The sequence below is a fragment of the uncultured Altererythrobacter sp. genome (genome assembly GCF_913057185.1).
GTDB lineage: Bacteria > Pseudomonadota > Alphaproteobacteria > Sphingomonadales > Sphingomonadaceae > Erythrobacter > Erythrobacter rubellus.
The window spans coordinates 1,276,421-1,292,360 of sequence record NZ_CAJXNK010000001.1 but is presented as its reverse complement, the minus strand read 5'-3'; the positions used below and the strand labels follow the sequence as shown (position 1 = coordinate 1,292,360).

General features: G+C 57.6%; 18 protein-coding genes and 1 tRNA gene. 13 read left to right on the top strand and 6 right to left on the bottom strand.

Annotated features, from left to right (window positions below; translation table 11 throughout):
• Window positions 1-3: 3 nt before the first annotated feature.
• From rapZ to QZ487_RS06515, 4 genes are all read left to right on the top strand, one after another.
• On the top strand, window positions 4-915 hold the full coding sequence (rapZ, locus tag QZ487_RS06530; protein WP_296023847.1) for an RNase adapter RapZ: 912 nt from the start codon (window positions 4-6) through the stop codon (window positions 913-915).
• Between the two features lie 61 nt (window positions 916-976).
• Window positions 977-1,402 carry a PTS sugar transporter subunit IIA gene (locus QZ487_RS06525; protein WP_285974855.1) on the top strand — a complete coding sequence of 142 codons (426 nt, stop codon included), beginning with the start codon at window positions 977-979 and terminating at the stop codon, window positions 1,400-1,402.
• Window positions 1,399-1,677 carry an HPr family phosphocarrier protein gene (locus QZ487_RS06520; RefSeq protein ID WP_285974854.1) on the top strand — a complete coding sequence of 93 codons (279 nt, stop codon included), beginning with the start codon at window positions 1,399-1,401 and terminating at the stop codon, window positions 1,675-1,677. Before QZ487_RS06525 ends, QZ487_RS06520 begins: the two co-directional genes overlap by 4 nt.
• A 5-nt stretch (window positions 1,678-1,682) precedes the next feature.
• Window positions 1,683-2,489, top strand: coding sequence for an RNA methyltransferase (locus QZ487_RS06515; RefSeq protein WP_296023846.1), 807 nt, complete (start codon window positions 1,683-1,685; stop codon window positions 2,487-2,489).
• A gap of 3 nt (window positions 2,490-2,492) precedes the next feature.
• Here the strand turns inward: QZ487_RS06515 and QZ487_RS06510 are convergent, their stop codons facing one another.
• The 3 genes from QZ487_RS06510 to recR all read right to left on the bottom strand — a co-directional run bounded on the left by QZ487_RS06510 (window position 2,493) and on the right by recR (window position 5,197).
• On the bottom strand, window positions 2,493-3,836 hold the full coding sequence (locus tag QZ487_RS06510) for a DNA recombination protein RmuC (protein ID WP_296023844.1): 1,344 nt from the start codon (window positions 3,834-3,836) through the stop codon (window positions 2,493-2,495).
• Between the two features lie 60 nt (window positions 3,837-3,896).
• Window positions 3,897-4,469, bottom strand: coding sequence for a peptide deformylase (def, locus tag QZ487_RS06505; RefSeq protein ID WP_296023843.1), 573 nt, complete (start codon window positions 4,467-4,469; stop codon window positions 3,897-3,899).
• Between the two features lie 131 nt (window positions 4,470-4,600).
• Window positions 4,601-5,197 carry a recombination mediator RecR gene (gene recR, locus QZ487_RS06500; RefSeq protein ID WP_285974850.1) on the bottom strand — a complete coding sequence of 199 codons (597 nt, stop codon included), beginning with the start codon at window positions 5,195-5,197 and terminating at the stop codon, window positions 4,601-4,603.
• Between the two features lie 65 nt (window positions 5,198-5,262).
• On the opposite strand from recR, the gene fmt reads away from it, so the two are divergent.
• From fmt to QZ487_RS06485, 3 genes are read left to right on the top strand one after another with little or no spacing between them, the layout of a single operon-like run.
• The gene (gene fmt / locus QZ487_RS06495) at window positions 5,263-6,168 is read left to right on the top strand and encodes a methionyl-tRNA formyltransferase (protein WP_285974849.1); all 906 of its coding nucleotides are present in this window, start codon (window positions 5,263-5,265) and stop codon (window positions 6,166-6,168) included.
• Complete coding sequence (gene truA / locus QZ487_RS06490; protein WP_285974848.1) at window positions 6,165-6,911, top strand: tRNA pseudouridine(38-40) synthase TruA; 747 nt, start codon at window positions 6,165-6,167, stop codon at window positions 6,909-6,911. Before fmt ends, truA begins: the two co-directional genes overlap by 4 nt.
• A gap of 11 nt (window positions 6,912-6,922) precedes the next feature.
• Window positions 6,923-8,035, top strand: coding sequence for a zinc-binding dehydrogenase (locus QZ487_RS06485; protein WP_296023841.1), 1,113 nt, complete (start codon window positions 6,923-6,925; stop codon window positions 8,033-8,035).
• Window positions 8,036-8,039: 4 nt separating this feature from the next.
• Here the strand turns inward: QZ487_RS06485 and QZ487_RS06480 are convergent, their stop codons facing one another.
• On the bottom strand, window positions 8,040-8,264 hold the full coding sequence (locus QZ487_RS06480) for a hypothetical protein (RefSeq protein ID WP_285976968.1): 225 nt from the start codon (window positions 8,262-8,264) through the stop codon (window positions 8,040-8,042).
• Window positions 8,265-8,646: 382 nt separating this feature from the next.
• On the opposite strand from QZ487_RS06480, the gene QZ487_RS06475 reads away from it, so the two are divergent.
• Window positions 8,647-8,722: transfer RNA gene (locus QZ487_RS06475), tRNA-Val, on the top strand.
• Window positions 8,723-9,524: 802 nt separating this feature from the next.
• Here QZ487_RS06475 and QZ487_RS06470 read toward each other — a convergent pair.
• A complete protein-coding gene (locus tag QZ487_RS06470; RefSeq protein WP_285974846.1) occupies window positions 9,525-10,088 on the bottom strand; it encodes a TlpA disulfide reductase family protein in 564 nt (187 codons plus the stop codon).
• Between the two features lie 40 nt (window positions 10,089-10,128).
• Between QZ487_RS06470 and argH the strand changes: the two genes are divergently transcribed.
• The 4 genes from argH to QZ487_RS06450 are packed head-to-tail and all read left to right on the top strand — an operon-like array spanning window position 10,129 to window position 13,834.
• Window positions 10,129-11,505 carry an argininosuccinate lyase gene (gene argH / locus QZ487_RS06465; protein WP_296024121.1) on the top strand — a complete coding sequence of 459 codons (1,377 nt, stop codon included), beginning with the start codon at window positions 10,129-10,131 and terminating at the stop codon, window positions 11,503-11,505.
• Window positions 11,502-11,747: a hypothetical protein gene (locus tag QZ487_RS06460; protein ID WP_285974845.1), complete on the top strand. Its 246-nt coding sequence runs from the start codon at window positions 11,502-11,504 to the stop codon at window positions 11,745-11,747. Before argH ends, QZ487_RS06460 begins: the two co-directional genes overlap by 4 nt.
• 18 nt (window positions 11,748-11,765) lie before the next feature.
• The gene (gene lysA / locus QZ487_RS06455) at window positions 11,766-13,025 is read left to right on the top strand and encodes a diaminopimelate decarboxylase (protein ID WP_296023839.1); all 1,260 of its coding nucleotides are present in this window, start codon (window positions 11,766-11,768) and stop codon (window positions 13,023-13,025) included.
• Window positions 13,026-13,036: 11 nt separating this feature from the next.
• On the top strand, window positions 13,037-13,834 hold the full coding sequence (locus QZ487_RS06450) for a siroheme synthase (RefSeq protein ID WP_296023838.1): 798 nt from the start codon (window positions 13,037-13,039) through the stop codon (window positions 13,832-13,834).
• A 196-nt stretch (window positions 13,835-14,030) separates the two neighbouring features.
• Here QZ487_RS06450 and QZ487_RS06445 read toward each other — a convergent pair whose 3' ends face one another.
• Window positions 14,031-15,320 (bottom strand): adenylosuccinate synthase, encoded by a 1,290-nt coding sequence (locus QZ487_RS06445; RefSeq protein WP_285974842.1) that lies wholly within the window; start codon window positions 15,318-15,320, stop codon window positions 14,031-14,033.
• A 190-nt stretch (window positions 15,321-15,510) separates the two neighbouring features.
• On the opposite strand from QZ487_RS06445, the gene QZ487_RS06440 reads away from it, so the two are divergent.
• Window positions 15,511-15,813, top strand: coding sequence for an Rrf2 family transcriptional regulator (locus QZ487_RS06440; protein ID WP_296023837.1), 303 nt, complete (start codon window positions 15,511-15,513; stop codon window positions 15,811-15,813).
• Window positions 15,814-15,940 lie beyond the last annotated feature (127 nt).

The following is a 15,940-nucleotide window of genomic DNA, read 5'->3' as shown; positions in this document are numbered from 1 at the left end:
ACCATGAGCTCCACCGATCACCTCGACTCGGCGCCACAGCACATCCTGCTGGTCACAGGCATGTTGGGTGCCGGAAAGTCCACTGCACTCGATGTGCTGGAGGATTTGGGTTGGGAAGCAATCGACAATCTCCCGGTGCGATTTCTCAAGACAATGACAGCTGCTCCTGGCTTGTCAGGCACGCCCATTGCTATCGGATTTGATTCACGCACACGCGGGTTTGTACCGGACGAGATAATCGGATTAGTCGATAGGTTATCTCATCAGAACGCCTCAATCTCGACTATGTTCATTGACTGCTCGACCGAAGAATTGGAGCGACGCTACAATGAAACGCGCCGCCGCCATGCACTCGCAAGCGGGCGTCCACTAACAGAGGGAATACGTGCGGAACGCGATCTGTTGGCACCGCTCAGGAACTGGGCCGAAGTCGTTATCGACACCACCAGTTTCAATCCGAACGAGTTGCAGCAGAAACTGCGCGAACTCTATTCACAGTCCCCCAGCACTCCGATGACGGTAACGGTCTCAAGCTTTGGGTTTGCCAAAGGCCACCCTCCGCTCGCCGATCTCGTGTTTGACATGCGATTCCTTGATAACCCGCATTGGGTAGACGGATTACGTGAACTGACCGGGCTCGACAAAGCCGTGGGTGATCACATCAGGAATGATCCGGGCTTCAAATCCGCCACCTCTCAAATTCTCCCGCTGATCACGGATTTGCTGCCAAGATATCAGGCGCAGGGCAAATCGTATGTTCACATTGCCTTTGGCTGCACCGGCGGACGCCATCGTTCTGTCTTCACCGCCGAACACATCGCAGAAGGCTTGCGCGAGGCAGGATTTTCGCCCACTGTCCGCCACCGCAATCTGGGTTCACGCACCAGCGACGAGATCGAAGGGGCAAGGCGTTGAGCACCAATAGAAACACCATACGGCGTCGCGCCGCAGGAATGAACGGACTTCGCACACTCTCATGATCGGATTGATCCTCGTCACGCATGGCGATCTGGCCGACCACTTTGTGGACGCGATGGAGCATGTTGTCGGCCCGCAGCAAGACGTGGCCACCGTGTGCATCGGCCCCAATGACGATATGGAAAACCGGCGCCAGGAAATTGCCGACGCAATCTCGTCGGTCCAATATGGCGAGGGTGTAATAGTGTTGACCGATCTGTTCGGCGGCACGCCATCTAATCTGGCGATTTCGCTGCTTGATCGCGGCCATGTTGAAGTGATTGCCGGCATCAACCTACCGATGCTGATTCGTCTGGCTGGAGCGCGCAAGAAGATGAGTGTGATCGATGCCGTTGCCGCAGCGAAGAAGGCTGGCCGCAACTACATCACTGTTGCCAGCGAGTTTCTCGGCGACGAGGCTGCGCCGGAAGAGGCTCGCGCGTGAGCGAGTTTCGCAAGACAATTACTATCGTCAACAAGCGCGGGCTGCATGCACGCGCCAGCGCAAAATTCGTAGGTGCAGTTTCTGTCCTGCCCGAAGGCACGCATGTACGTGTTGCGAAGGACGGCAATGAAGCGGCTGGCGGTTCGATCCTGGGCCTGATGATGCTTGGCGCCGCCAAAGGCGACGATGTTGAGCTGATCGTTGGCGGAGTGAATGCCGAAAGTGTGGGCGGCGAACTGGCCGCTCTGATCGAAGACGGCTTTGGCGAAGAGTAACCTTTGTGTCTGATCGCCGAGAGATCACCGGCTTTTCCAACCCGACGGTCAAATATCTGCGCAGTCTGCGCGAAAAGAAGCACCGGAAGGCAGCTGGCCAATTTCTGGCCGAAGGATTGCGCCTGCTTACCGATGCGCGGGAATGCGGGCATGTTCCGGAAGTGCTGGTGATGGCCAGCGGGCGCGATCCGCATCCTCTGCTCAGCGCGCTTGAAGCAGACGTCCTAGCCGCGGGTGGCGAGATCATCGAGACTTCGCCCGATATCCTCAGCAAGATCACCGGCAAATCGAACCCGCAAGCGGTAGCAGGCGTGTTTGCTGAATTTGATAGTTCACTGGACGTTATCAAACGCGAAACCGCAAACATCTGGCTGGTGGCACAAGCGCTGCGCGATCCGGGCAATCTGGGCACCATGCTGCGCACAGGAGATGCTGTGGGCGCAGGCGGGCTGATCCTGATTGACGATTGCGCTGACCCTTTCAGCGTCGAAGCCGCACGCGCCAGCATGGGCGCGATTTTCACGCAGGCCGTGGCGCGTGCAAGCTGGGAAGAATTCCTGCCCTGGCTACGCAGTGGTTCGGGCCAATTGGTTGCCGCAAGCTTGCGCGACGCAGTGCCTTATCGCGGCGCACCTTATGAAAGCCCCTGCTTCATTCTCGTCGGCAATGAGTCGCAAGGCCTGCCCGAGGAATACGAAACCGCATGCGATTTGCGCGTCACGATGCCGATGAAAGGCCGCGCGGACAGCCTCAACGCGGCGGTAGCTGGGGCGGTGTTGGCTTACGAAGTGCTGGCCGGGCTGGACAGTTAACCGCTATTCAGCCCCGTCCTTGCCGCCATCGATGAGCAAGTCGTCCGACGTATATCGCGGCGCGCCTTCAACGAGTGGGACCTCCTCAATTTCGCGCTTGCCGATCTCGATGCCTTTTTCCGCCAACCTCTTGCCGGATGACAGCACATTGCGTTCAAAGCTGCCAACGAAGCTGTTGTAATTCTTGACCGCGCTTTCGAGGCCACCCCCCACCCGTTTCAGATGCTGTGCAGTGGTTGAAAGTCGCTCGTACAACTCTGCCCCCATGCGTCCGATTTCCTGCGCCTCTTTAGCAAGGCCATCCTGCCGCCAGACTTGCGCGACCGTCCGCGCGATGGCGACCAAGTTGGTCGGGGTAGCCAGCAAGACACGCCGTTCGAAGGCAAAGTCCCACAATGTTGGATCCGCATCCAGGGCAGCTGTCACAAAATGTTCGCCCGGAATAAACATGATGACGTAGTCGGGTGCTTCTTCAAACTGGCTTTGATAGCTTTTTGCGCCAAGCGTCTGGACGTGGTTGCGCATGGACTTCGCATGCATTTCCAAATGCGTCTTGCGCGCATCGTCATCATCAGCCTCGAACGCGGCCTGATAGGCGTTGAGCGAAACTTTGGAATCGATTACGAGCTTTTTCTGGCCCGGTACGTTGATAATGGCATCAGGGCGCAGGCGCCCGTCTTCGGTGTCGACCGACTGCTCCATCAGAAAATCGGTGTGTTCAGCAAGGCCGCATTGTTCGAGCAGGTTTTGCAGCGCCCTCTCGCCCCAGCGCCCACGTGCCTTGGGCGCATTGGTGAGCGAATTGCCCAGCCGCTGCGCCTCGCGGCGCACCTCTTCCTGCCCTTCACGCATTGACTGGATCAGGCCGGTCAGCTGACCAAAGGCATCGACCCGCTGTTTCTCCAGCGTTTCAACTTGTAGCTCATACTTGGCCAGCCGCTCACCCACGGGTTGCAGCAAGGTCTTGATCTTGGCTTCACCCGCTTCTTCGGACTGCTTGAAGCGCTCATCAGCACGCTTGAGGAATTCTTCCTGACTGCGCGACAGCACTTCGCTGCCGAGCGCCTTGAACTGTGTGAGCATCTCCTCACGCGCTTCTTTCATCTGCGCCATCTGCTTGTCGAAATTGGCAGCGTTCGCTTTCAGCGTGGCAAGCCCAATCTGCGCCTCACCCAGTTCCTTGATCGCGGTTTTGAATTCGGCTTCGCGTTCTGCAGCAACAGCCTCCACTTCGGCCAATTTGGCCCTTGTATCCGCCGCTTGGCGAGAACCGATAAACCACCCTGCCCCCGCACCAATTGCGAGACCAAGAACAAGCGCGATGATAGTAAGAAGTGTAGGGTCCATCCCGTCAACTTAGGCGGAACGGAACCGGAACGCCAGTGCTGAGTAAGGTTTACCCGCAGCTTACGCCGCCTGCCTTAGCTTCTTCAGCTTCTTGAGCGCCATCTGACGTTTCAGGCGCGACAGGTGGTCGATGAAGAGAATGCCCTCCAGGTGGTCCATCTCGTGCTGGATGCAGGTCGCGAGCAGGCCTTCCATACTCTCTTCATGGTGGTTGCCGTCCAGATCCTGATATCGAACCGTACAGGTCGCCGGACGATCTACATCGGCGTAAATTTCCGGCACGGACAGGCAGCCTTCCTGATAGGTCGACTGCTCTTGCGCGGGATCAACGATAACCGGATTGATGAACGTGCGCGGCTCTTTCTTGGTAGCCGGATGGGTGTGCTTGTGCCCGTCATGCTCGCATTCGATCGGATCCGCATCCGGGTCTTCCGGTTGCAGATCGATCACCAGCACGCGTTTGGGCACGCCAACCTGAATGGCGGCGAGGCCAATTCCGGGCGCGTCATACATCGTTTCGAACATGTCCTCGACCAGCTGTTTCAGCTCGTCATTGAACTCGTCTTCCGCAACGGGTTCAGAAACGACCTTGAGCCGGGGGTCCGGCACTTCCAGAATTTCACGTATAGCCATAAAGCGGAAATAGGCGGTTGAGAGCTATATTTCAACGAAACTGTTATCGCTCGCGGCAGTTCGCTTACGCGAACACCTCCGCGGGGGCGGCCTACAGGCCGACGGGCGGTCGCCCGTTGACTGCCGTGACTTTAGTCAACAGGCCTCCGCGCCCTAAGCGCCTGCGCCAGCGTGCCTTCATCCAGATAATCGAGCTCGCCGCCCACAGGCAGGCCATGCGCCAGCTGCGTGATGCGCAGCGGAAACGCCTCTAGCCGCTCAGCGAGGTAATGCGCCGTGGTTTGCCCCTCCAGCGTCGCGTTCATTGCCAGAACCACCTCGTCGATCCCGCCTTCTTCAATGCGAGACAAAAGCGAAGCGATATTCAGATCCTCCGGCCCGATGCCGTCGAGCGCGGACAGCTTTCCGCCCAGCACGTGATACCTGCCGGTGAACAGTCGCGCGCGGTCAAGCGCCCAAAGGTCTGCCACATCTTCGACCACGCAGAGCGATTTTAGATCGCGGCGGTGGTCGGCACAAATCCCGCAAGGGTTCTTCGTATCGACATTGCCGCAAATTTCGCATTCAACCAGCGTATCGCGAACCGCGCCCAATGCCTCTAGCAGCGTTGGCAGCGCCTGCTCACGGTTCTTGACCAACCACAAAACCGCGCGCCGCGCGCTGCGCGGGCCCAATCCGGGCAGACGCGACAATGCACCTGCCAATGCTTCGATCTCTTGCGATGCCATGTCATGACAGATAGGGGCTTGAGCGAATTCGAGAAAGGCCCGCCTGCACTGTTATGCGCCCCAAAATGACAATCGCGTTCATGGGAACCCCTGACTTCGCCGTTCCGGCGCTGGTTGCGTTGCACGAAGCAGGGCACGAGTTGGTGTGCGTCTATACCCAGCCGCCGAGCCCCGCAGGGAGAGGGAAAAAGCTTCAACCATCCCCGGTGCATCGCAAGGCGAAAGAACTGGGGATCGAGGTTCGGCATCCGACCTCTCTCAAGAACCAAGATGCGCAGGCGGAGTTCGCGGCATTGCAAGCAGATGTGGCGGTGGTATCTGCCTATGGCCTGATCCTGCCGCAAGCGGTGCTCGACGCGCCCAGCTACGGCTGTCTCAATATCCACGCTTCAATCCTGCCGCGCTGGCGCGGAGCGGCCCCCATCCACCGCGCAATTCTGGCCGGAGATGCGGAAACGGGTGTCACGATCATGCAAATGGAAGCCGGGCTGGATACAGGGCCCATGCTCGCCAAGGTGATAACACCGATAGATGCCAAGACCACGGGCGAACTGACAGAGGAACTGGCCGAACTGGGCGCCAATGCAATGGTGGGCGTGCTCAACGATCTGGAGCATCTGGCCGCGATCCCGCAGGATGATGGTGCGGCAACCTATGCGCCCAAAATAGATAAAGCCGAAGCGCGGATCGACTGGTCAAAACCGGCAGAGGAAATTGAACGGCTGGCGCGTGGCCTCGCCCCCTTCCCGGGCGCATGGTCTGAAAGCGACGGAGAGCGCGTAAAATTGCTGCGGGCAGAATTGGCCGAAGGTTCAGGTAATCCCGGTGAGGTTCTCAATGAAGATTTCACCATCGCTTGCGGGTCCGGCGCGATCCGCCCGCTCCGCCTGCAACGCGCGGGCAAACCGGCGATGGATCGTGAGGACTTCCTGCGCGGCAATCCCATTGCGAAAGGCACCATTCTGTCGTGACTCGTTTCGCGCTGACACTGGAATTTGACGGCACACCGTTTCAGGGCCTGCAGCGTCAGAAGCATGGTCCAACCGTGCAGCAAGCCGTCGAGGAGGCGGCCAATGCCGTGACAGGTGAAGATGTTCGCCTGTTCAGCGCTGGCAGAACTGATACCGGCGTGCATGCTCTGGCCATGCGCAGCCACATCGACATCGGAAAAGAACTGGCACCATTCCGCCTGATGGAGGCATTGAACGCCCATCTGCGCCCTAACCCCATCGCCGTGACACATTGCGAGATTGCGCCTGACGATTGGCATGCCCGGTTTTCGTGTATCGGGCGAAGCTATGTCTATCGCATCATCAACCGCCGTGCACCGCTGACGATCGATCATAAGCGCGCCTGGCAAGTCCCGCAGGAGCTTGATGAAAAGGCGATGCACGGCGCTGCGCAGGCGCTGGTTGGCAAGCACGACTTTACCACCTTCCGATCTGCGCATTGCCAGTCAGACAGTCCGGTCAAATCACTCGATCGCTTGGATGTTGAGCGAGACGGAAACGAAATCCGCATTCACGCCGCTGCGCGCAGTTTCCTGCACCATCAGGTGCGCAGCATGGTCGGCTGTTTGAAGCTTGTCGGACAAGGCGTTTGGCGCGAAGATCAGGTTGCAAAAGCACTCGCCGCACGCGACCGGCAGGAATTAGGGCTTAACGCCCCGCCACATGGTCTCTACTTCGTAGAAGCTACTTACGCCGATTCTTGAGAGGAATAATCATGACCACCACTGGCCAACAGCTTTTCACCACGCTTACCGCCGACGGCAAGCTGACGCTGGAAGTGAGCGAAGAGAGCTTTCCTGAACCAACGGGAAATCAAGTGCTGGTCAAGATGGAGGCTGCGCCAATCAATCCGTCAGACCTCGCGATCCTGACCAGTGCAGCCGATTTCGACAATGCCGAATATTCGCCGGGCAAAGTTGTCGCGCAAATGCCTGAACCTTTCCTCTCAGGCCAGAAAAGCCGCTACGGCCAACGTTTGCCAGCCGGCAATGAAGGTGCAGGCACCGTGGTTGCGACCGGCGAAAGCGACATGGCCAAAGCGCTGATGGGCCAGCGCGTGGCCTGCGTTCCCGGCAATGCCTTTTCGCAATACGCTATCGCCGATGCGATGATGTGTCTGCCGCTGGGTGACCATTCCAGCGAAGTGGGTGCGTCCAGCTTCGTTAATCCGATGACTGCGCTGGGATTTGTCGAGAATGCAAAGATGGATGGGCAGAAGGCAATCGTCCATACAGCCGCGGCATCAAACCTTGGACAGATGTTGATCAAGATTTGCCAGGAAGACGGTATCGAGCTGGTCAACATCGTGCGCAAAGCCGAACATGTCGAGATGCTGAGAGGTATTGGCGCGAAATATGTCGTCAACTCCTCTGACGATGATTTCATGGAACAGCTGCGCACAGCAATTGACGAAAGCGATGCTTTCTATGGGTTTGACCCGATCGGCGGTGGGCAAGCGGTCGACAATGTGTTCAAGGCGATGGAGCAGGTCGCGGTCAGCAAGATGACCGAATATTCGCGCTATGGCTCTAACCAGGCAAAGCGCATGTTCATCTACGGCCGCCTGGACTTCGGCCCGACGATCCTGACGCCAAGCTATGGCTTTGGCTGGACGCTGTCAGGCTGGCTGCTGACTCCATTCCTGGCCAATGCGGGGATGGAAACTGTCGTGAAGATGCGCACCCGCGTACAGCAAAACCTCACCACCACTTTTGCGTCGAGCTACAAGGCGAAGGTCAATCTGGAAGAGATGCTGACCAAGGAAGCGATCAGCGATTATCGCCAGATGAAGACCGGCGAAAAATATCTCGTCACGCCCTGGGGCTGAATTTTCAGCGGTTATCAAATGCTGACTGGATCGCGCCGGGATCACTGATCCCGTTCGCGATCAGCAGCTGCAGCAGAATTCGTGCCTTTTGCAGATTGAGTGCACGCACAGCGACGAACCCATTGGCATCGTCCTCCGGCTCGCGATCAACCAACCCCTCATCCGTGCGGCTGGCTCGGACAATAATCAGCCCATCTTTAGCAAAACGGGCCAGCTCGCGCCGCACCACGTCAGGCAATTTCCTGTCACCTCAAGGACAAGCATCGCCTGCTGCGCCGCCTATGGCGCATGTTCTTTCCGATGTGTCGCCACCAGTTCTCTATTCAGCGGGCAACAGCAGGTTTTCCCTGAAGCGCTGCACGAGACAATCTATCTTGAATTTCCGTATACACTGGTTCTGATTCTTTTGGTATTCTGGCTGGGCAAGGTGTTTCTGGGCGACCGGATAACCAAGCGGAAGATGCAGCGATCCACGGTATCCAAGGCCACTTGATCACAATGGGCCTGATAGCTGTCTGAACCAGAATGTCGTCAGATCACCCATTACTTTAAACTCTATGATTGATTTTCCATGAATCGGCGCTAGATAGCGCGTCTCCGCAGGACGGAATGGGCGATTAGCTCAGTTGGTAGAGCATCTCGTTTACACCGAGAGGGTCGGCAGTTCGAGCCTGTCATCGCCCACCATTCAGTCACTATGCACACGGGATCACTGATTCTGTGCGCTAGTGGGCTGAAGATCCCCTCGAATATTTCCGATGTTTACGAACGATCCGAAAAGCTCTTAAGCCTTGTAGGAGACCGGCTTGGTCATCAAACAGACGGGGCTATTCACGGCAATTTCTCTGCTTGCTGATTTCGAGGTCGGAGGATGTATTGCATTAATTATGGCGAATTGATGGGTTGAAAGGCATGCAGCAAGACAGCCGCATCGCTCTTAAAGCGCCTTACGCAAGATCCGGTTAAACAGAGGTGGTCGGGTTTCGTATCCACCGTACCAGTCTGTTCGATTGCCTGCATTAGGCCGCTCCATCAGCGGGCATCCGCATCGAACCAGGCGATCAGGTTACCGGATCGATGCTCAAGGGGCATCGTCGAAGCCTTATCTTTGCAAGCGGTTCAAGCAGCGATTCGTAAGGTCTTATGGTCGATGCAATGGGATGGCGATCATCGCTCACAGGATAGACCCCTTCTTTTCTGCCTTATGGTGCCTTGTGGGCAACGGTTCCGCTTTAAGTCAGTGATCCGCTTGCTGGAAACCTGCTCGACCAGCGATATCGGCATGCTGACCAGATCGTAGGCGTGTTACTAATCGGCCGTCGCAGCAAAAGCGGGCCTGAAGAAGCAGCGTCCTTCTTGTCGCTAAGAGGTGGCCAATACGCTGCATGGAAAGATGCCGGACTGGACGCGTGGAAGCGCGAATTCAGGCACACCTGATGTCAAGCTTGTTCGGGTTTCCGCTACAGCCATTGGGGTTGGAACTGCCGGACTAGTCTGCGATTACCGCTTCAATGGCCGCGATCGCTTCTTCCGAGTTCCAGTGATAGCCGCCCGCGACACGAAAAAGTTCCTTCGACTCGGCATCATACAGCACGGTGAGCGGCATCGCCCCGCTACCTCCGAAGCTCACACCCAGATCATTCGCGGGATCAAGCCAAGGCTCGAGATGCGTAAAATCGCGATCTTCGAAGAGCGGCACGACAGCTTCTGCGCCGCGCATATCCTGGCTTACGGTCAGCACGCGCAGCTCGTCCTCTTTCAGCGCAGCGAGTTCATCCAGCATCGGCATTTCGACAACGCATGGCGCGCACCAGGTGGCCCATAGGTTAATCAGAACCGGCTGACCTTGCAGAGCACCCAGATTGAGCTGCGCTCCATCCGGATTGGTCACACTGACTGCTGGCATCAATTCGCCTGCAAAGCTGTAATCGATCTCGCCGGTCAACTCCTGCTTGTCTACGCCCAATTCCTCTTGCGGTTGCGCGCCATGGCCAGCGCCACTATCGCAACCGGAAAGAAACAAGGCCGAGGCGCAGATGAGCGACCAAGACAACGATACCGGGCGAAAAGACATAGAGGCAGGCTCCAATCAGATGTGGGGCGGAAGGTTCTCTGAAGGGCCTAGCGCGATCATGCGCGAAATCAATGCTTCGATCCCGTTCGACAAAGCCCTGTGGCGCCAAGATATCCGCGCATCCAAGGCGCATGCAAGTATGCTGGGTGCGCAAGGCATCGTCAGCAAGGCAGATTGCGATGCCATTCTGGGCGGACTGGATCAGATTGCTGAAGGATACGCGCGCAATGGCGTGCCCGAGGATTGGGACCTCGAGGATATTCACATGACAGTCGAAGCACGTTTGACCGAATTGATCGGGCCAGCCGCTGGCCGCCTGCACACAGCGCGCAGCCGAAATGACCAGGTTGCAACCGATTTCCGACTCTGGGTGCGCGACACAATTGATGAATTGGATTCCACGCTGGGCCAGCTGCAACTGGCGCTGCTCAATCAGGCAGAAGCGCATGCTGACAGCATCATGCCTGGTTTCACGCATTTGCAGACTGCTCAGCCAGTAACATTGGGCCATCACCTGATGGCCTATTTCGAGATGATCGACCGCGACCGCGACCGTTTTAACGACGCTCGTACCCGGCTCAGCATGTGCCCTTTGGGCAGCGCAGCACTCGCCGGTACCGGTTTTCCGATAGACCGCGAAGCAACAGCCATGGCGCTTGGGTTTGCTGCTCCCACTCGCAACAGTCTTGATGCTGTTTCAGACCGCGATTTCGCCCTCGATTTCTTGATGGCTGCAAGCCAGTGCGCATTGCACCTTTCGCGGCTTGCAGAGGAATTCATTATCTGGGCCAGCCAACCCTTCGGTTTTGTGCGCATAGCGGACAGCCTATCGACGGGTTCCTCCATAATGCCACAGAAGAAGAATCCCGATGCCGCCGAACTAGTGCGCGGGCACACGGGTCGCATCATTGGCTGCGTGACCTCGCTCATGATCACCATGAAAGGGCTGCCGCTCGCCTATTCAAAGGATATGCAAGACGACAAACCGCCCGTGTTCGAAGCCGCGGGGCTGTTGGAGCTTTGCATCGCGGCCATGAGCGGAATGATTGCCGACAGCACTTTCAACACCGCACGGATGCGTGAAGCAGCCGAGCTTGGATACGCAACTGCGACCGACCTCGCGGACTGGTTAGTACGCGAGGCCGACATTCCGTTTCGAGAAGCGCACCACATCACAGGCGCTGCGGTTAAACGCGCAGAGGCAGACGGTGTTGCCCTGGACCAGCTGCCGCTCAGCGTGCTTCAGGAAATCGACAGCCGGATTGATGATGGAGTGTTCAAAGCGCTCTCAGTCGACGCCTCCGTCGCCTCGCGCAACTCATATGGCGGCACCGCGCCTGATCAGGTAAAGGCGCAGATTGCCGCAGCGAAAGAGCGGATGGGATTGAAGCAATGACAAAACGGTCGATCGTCACACTCACGCTTGCCGCGATAGCGCTTGGCGCTTGCGGGCAACGCGCCGACATTCAACCGCTCGCAAACTCCAGCTTGCCGCCAGCGCCCTATGGGAGCGAAGCCAAACCAGAAGCGGAACAGCTATTGGAACTGGAAACTTTGGCAGCGCCACAACGTAGTGTTGAGTTAAGGCGTCGTTCGGAAGAACGCGAAGACGACCCGTTCGATCTTCCCCCAGAATAGGGAAATTTTAGCAAGTCTATGGACCATTTTGCACTCAAAGACGGTGTGCTTCACGCCGAAAACGTGCCTTTGCCGCAGATAGCCAGAGAGGTGGGGACGCCGGTCTATGTCTATTCGCGCGCAACGCTGGAACGGCATGCACGCGTTTTTCGAGAAGCACTGGACGAAGTGCCTGACAAGCTGATTGCGTTTGCGGTCAAATCCAATCCCAATCTGGCTGTACTGAAAGTGCTGCAAAACCAGGGGTATGGTGCCGATGTCGTTTCCGTTGGCGAAATGCGCCGCGCGCTAGCCGCAGGTATCGCTCCGGAAATGATCGTCTTCTCTGGTGTGGGAAAGACCCGCCGCGAAATGATCGAGGCGCTTGAAGCCGGGATCGGTCAATTCAACATCGAGAGCGAAGAAGAAGGCCTGGAGCTGGCCGAAATCGCGGAAGGAATGGGCCTGACCGCAGATTGCGCGCTGCGAATCAATCCGGACGTCGATGCCGGAACGCATGACAAGATTTCGACGGGCAAGGCAGACAACAAGTTTGGCGTACCGATTGATCAGGCAGGGCAAATCTTCGGAAAGCTTGCCAGCCAGAAAGGCGTGAACCTGCGCGGCGTAGCTGTACACATCGGCAGTCAGCTGGCCGACATCACTCCGCTCGAAAGCGCGTTCGCAAAGCTCGGTGAACTTATTGCCGGGTTGCGCGGCGCGGGCCACACGATCACCCATGTCGATCTGGGCGGCGGCCTTGGCGTGCCTTATCGCAAGGGCGAAGTTCTGCCCAGTCCAGCCGAGTATGGAGCCATGGTCGCCTGCGTCACTAAAGACTGGGGGGTCAAACTGATCTTTGAGCCCGGCCGTGTTATCGCTGGCAACGCCGGGGTTCTGTTGACCGAAGTGGTGCGCGTAAAGCGCGGGCTCAACAACCCCTTCGTGATTGTCGATGCGGCAATGAACGACCTTGCCCGCCCCGCCCTATACGGAGCGTACCACCATTTTGAAGCGGTTACGCCCACCGGTGAAAGCATGATCGCCAACATCGTCGGCCCGATCTGCGAAACTGGTGACACCTTTGCGCGGGACCGCCAATGCGATCTCGTGAAGAGCGGCGATCTGGCGGTTTTTCGCACGGCTGGCGCCTATGGCGCGACAATGGCAAGTTCATACAACTCGCGCGGGTTCGTGGCCGAAACTCTGGTTGATGGTGACAAGTTTGCAGTCGTGGCCAACCGGGTTGGCGCCGATTCCTTCATTAATGCCGAGCGCGTTCCCGACTGGCTAGAATAGATGAAACACTCATGATCAATTCGCTCCCGCTATTCCATCGCATCAAGGGGCAGAAGGTACTGGTGCTGGGTAGCGGGGATACGGCTGAGCCCAAGATACGTTTAATTGAACGCGCCGGCGGTATAATCGAAGACGATATCCAACGCGCGATTGATGAGGGTGTGAAGGTGGCCTTTGTAGCCTATGACGATGCGGAGGCATGTAAAGTAGCGGCCATCAATTTACGCTGTGCCGGCATGCTGGTGAACGTGGTCGACATGCCGGATTTGTGCGACTTCACTACGCCGAGCATTTTGGACAGAGACCCGGTGCTGATCGCCATTGGTACTGGCGGGGCCTCGGCAGGGCTTGCCAAGCATGTGCGGTTGCGCCTTGATGCTATCCTGCCGCAATCTCTGGGAAAGCTTGCGAGTGCTCTACTCAGCGCTCGGGAAAAACTGCGAGCCAAACACCCCGATGGTGCTGATCGACGGCGCGTAATCGATGCGGCTTTGCGTGAAGGCGGCGAATTGGATCCATTTGACGCCGCAAGCGCCGACAAGGTCGAGAGCTGGCTGGCAAACGAGCAAAGCATCAACGATGGGAAGAACCAGATCATTCAGCTCACCAGCGAAGATCCCGAGGACCTGACGATAAGGCAAATGCGTTGGTTGGGTGTAGCGGACATCATTCTGATGGAAGGGGACGTCCCCGGCACAGTTCTGGCGCGAGCAAGAGCCGACGCACAGCGCGTGCCATCAGAACACGCCAAGGCAGACTACCCAGGTCAAACCGTAGTTCGAATTGTCGCGCCCATTCAAGCTGCTTGAGGCAACGCCAGATTGCCCTGCCGAACGAGTACAAAGGCCAAGCCTAGTAGCGCAAGAAACTGGTGAGAAATGCCAGCCGGGGGAGGAGCCCCTGCCCAAAATACTTACGTCGATGAATGTGAGCTACGCGGCCAGTCGGCGGGCCGTAATCCGGTTGAATAGGTAGCCTGTCAGGTTTTGCCTTGCGGCGAAGCCATCAATCGAGAAATGGATCGCGCACAAGAATGGTGTCATCACGTTCAGGGCTGGTCGATACCAGCGCGACCGGTGTTTCGATTAGCTCCTGAATCCGTTGAATATACTTGATCGCATTGGCTGGCAGATCCGCCCAACTGCGCGCGCCGGCTGTGCTCTCACTCCAGCCGTCCAGCTCTTCGTAGATCGGCTCAACCGCTGCCTGATCGCCGGCATGGCTTGGCAGATAATCCATCACATTGTTGCGCAGGCGGTATCCCGTGCAAATCTTAACAGTTTCCAAACCGTCCAACACGTCAATCTTGGTCAGCGCAATTCCAGTCACACCGCTGATCGCGCAGCTTTGGCGCACGATCACCGCATCGAACCAGCCGACCCGGCGTTGCCGCCCAGTTACTGTGCCGAACTCGTGACCACGTTCGCCCAGCAATTGTCCAACTTCATCGTCCAGTTCGGTCGGGAACGGACCGCTACCCACGCGGGTAGTATAGGCCTTCACAATACCGAGTACGAAGCCCGCGGCGCCCGGCCCAAGCCCTGAGCCCGATGCCGCTGTTCCGCTTACGGTGTTGGAGCTGGTGACAAACGGATAGGTGCCGTGATCGACATCAAGCAGCACGCCCTGCGCACCTTCGAACAGTATTTTCGCGCCAGCCTTGCGCACTTTCTTCAAACGCTTCCAAACAGGTTGAGCGAACTGCAATACGAAGGGCGCGATCTCTTTCAGATCATCCAGCAGACGCTTACGGTCGACCGGCGGCTGGTCAAAACCGGCGCGTAGTGCGTCATGATGCGCACAAAGTCGATCGAGCTGTGTATCCAGACTGTCCAGATGCGCCAAGTCGCAAACGCGGATCGCGCGGCGCCCGACCTTATCTTCATACGCTGGGCCAATACCGCGGCCTGTGGTGCCGATCTTGCCAGAACCCGCCGCAGTTTCCCTCAAGCCATCGAGATCGCGGTGGATCGGCAGGATCAGCGGGCAATTGTCTGCGATCGCCAGATTATCATCGCTGATCGTGACCCCCTGACCTTCAAGCTTTTGCACTTCATCCCGCAATGCCCATGGGTCCAGCACCACGCCATTCCCGATCATGCTCAGGGTGCCGGACACGATGCCGCTCGGCAACAAGCTCAGCTTGTAGGTTGTGCCATCCACCACCAATGTGTGACCCGCATTGTGCCCGCCTTGAAAGCGCACAACGGCATCGGCACGGCTCGCAAGCCAGTCAACAATCTTGCCTTTGCCTTCATCGCCCCATTGAGCGCCGATCACTGTAACATTAGCCATGCTTACACCTTACCCCCTGCCAGGGGGATCCTCATGGTCCTTCGACAGGACTCGACCAAGGGACGGAAACGTGGGGCGATATGCGCCCCGATTGCGCTCGGGCCGATAAAATGCCGAGCACTGCAAAGTCAAGCGCTCGAGCCAACGCTATCTGCATCTACTTTGGAGGCAAGCAACGGGATTGTTCGCTATGTGGATCAACAAGGGTGTAGAATGGGCTGCGCATGCCTGTGCCGTGATGGCACCGCTTTGGCCAGATCGCGGGCTGGCACTCTCAGCTATGGCTGAATTTCATGACCTCCCGGAGCCCTATATGGCCAAACAGATGCGAGCCCTTGCACGTGAAGGCATAATCACAGGGGGGCGTGGAAGAAGCGGTTTTCACAACCTCGCCCGCGCTCCAGATGAAATCACCTTGCTCGACATATTGCTCGCGGTGGATGGCGATAAGCCGATGTTTCGCTGGACGGAAATTCGTCAGAAGGGGCCTTGAGCGAGCAAACCGGCTGACTGCCAAGCGCCATGTAATATTGCAGCAGGATTCTGGCGCGCGCAGGAGGCCTACCGCCAAAGCCTGTCGGAAATCGACCTGGTAACACTCAGCCGCAGTGTTGCTGCTC

Bases quoted from the DNA above. Each gene is read 5' to 3' on its own strand.
- rapZ (WP_296023847.1), top strand. From the start codon at position 4: ATGAGCTCCACCGATCACCTCGACTCGGCGCCACAGCACATCCTGCTG.
- QZ487_RS06525 (WP_285974855.1), top strand. From the start codon at position 977: ATGATCGGATTGATCCTCGTCACGCATGGCGATCTGGCCGACCACTTT.
- QZ487_RS06510 (WP_296023844.1), bottom strand. From the start codon at position 3,836: ATGGACCCTACACTTCTTACTATCATCGCGCTTGTTCTTGGTCTCGCA.
- def (WP_296023843.1), bottom strand. From the start codon at position 4,469: ATGGCTATACGTGAAATTCTGGAAGTGCCGGACCCCCGGCTCAAGGTC.
- recR (WP_285974850.1), bottom strand. From the start codon at position 5,197: ATGGCATCGCAAGAGATCGAAGCATTGGCAGGTGCATTGTCGCGTCTG.
- fmt (WP_285974849.1), top strand. From the start codon at position 5,263: ATGACAATCGCGTTCATGGGAACCCCTGACTTCGCCGTTCCGGCGCTG.
- QZ487_RS06485 (WP_296023841.1), top strand. From the start codon at position 6,923: ATGACCACCACTGGCCAACAGCTTTTCACCACGCTTACCGCCGACGGC.
- argH (WP_296024121.1), top strand. From the start codon at position 10,129: ATGTGGGGCGGAAGGTTCTCTGAAGGGCCTAGCGCGATCATGCGCGAA.
- QZ487_RS06460 (WP_285974845.1), top strand. From the start codon at position 11,502: ATGACAAAACGGTCGATCGTCACACTCACGCTTGCCGCGATAGCGCTT.
- lysA (WP_296023839.1), top strand. From the start codon at position 11,766: ATGGACCATTTTGCACTCAAAGACGGTGTGCTTCACGCCGAAAACGTG.
- QZ487_RS06450 (WP_296023838.1), top strand. From the start codon at position 13,037: ATGATCAATTCGCTCCCGCTATTCCATCGCATCAAGGGGCAGAAGGTA.
- QZ487_RS06445 (WP_285974842.1), bottom strand. From the start codon at position 15,320: ATGGCTAATGTTACAGTGATCGGCGCTCAATGGGGCGATGAAGGCAAA.
- QZ487_RS06440 (WP_296023837.1), top strand. From the start codon at position 15,511: ATGTGGATCAACAAGGGTGTAGAATGGGCTGCGCATGCCTGTGCCGTG.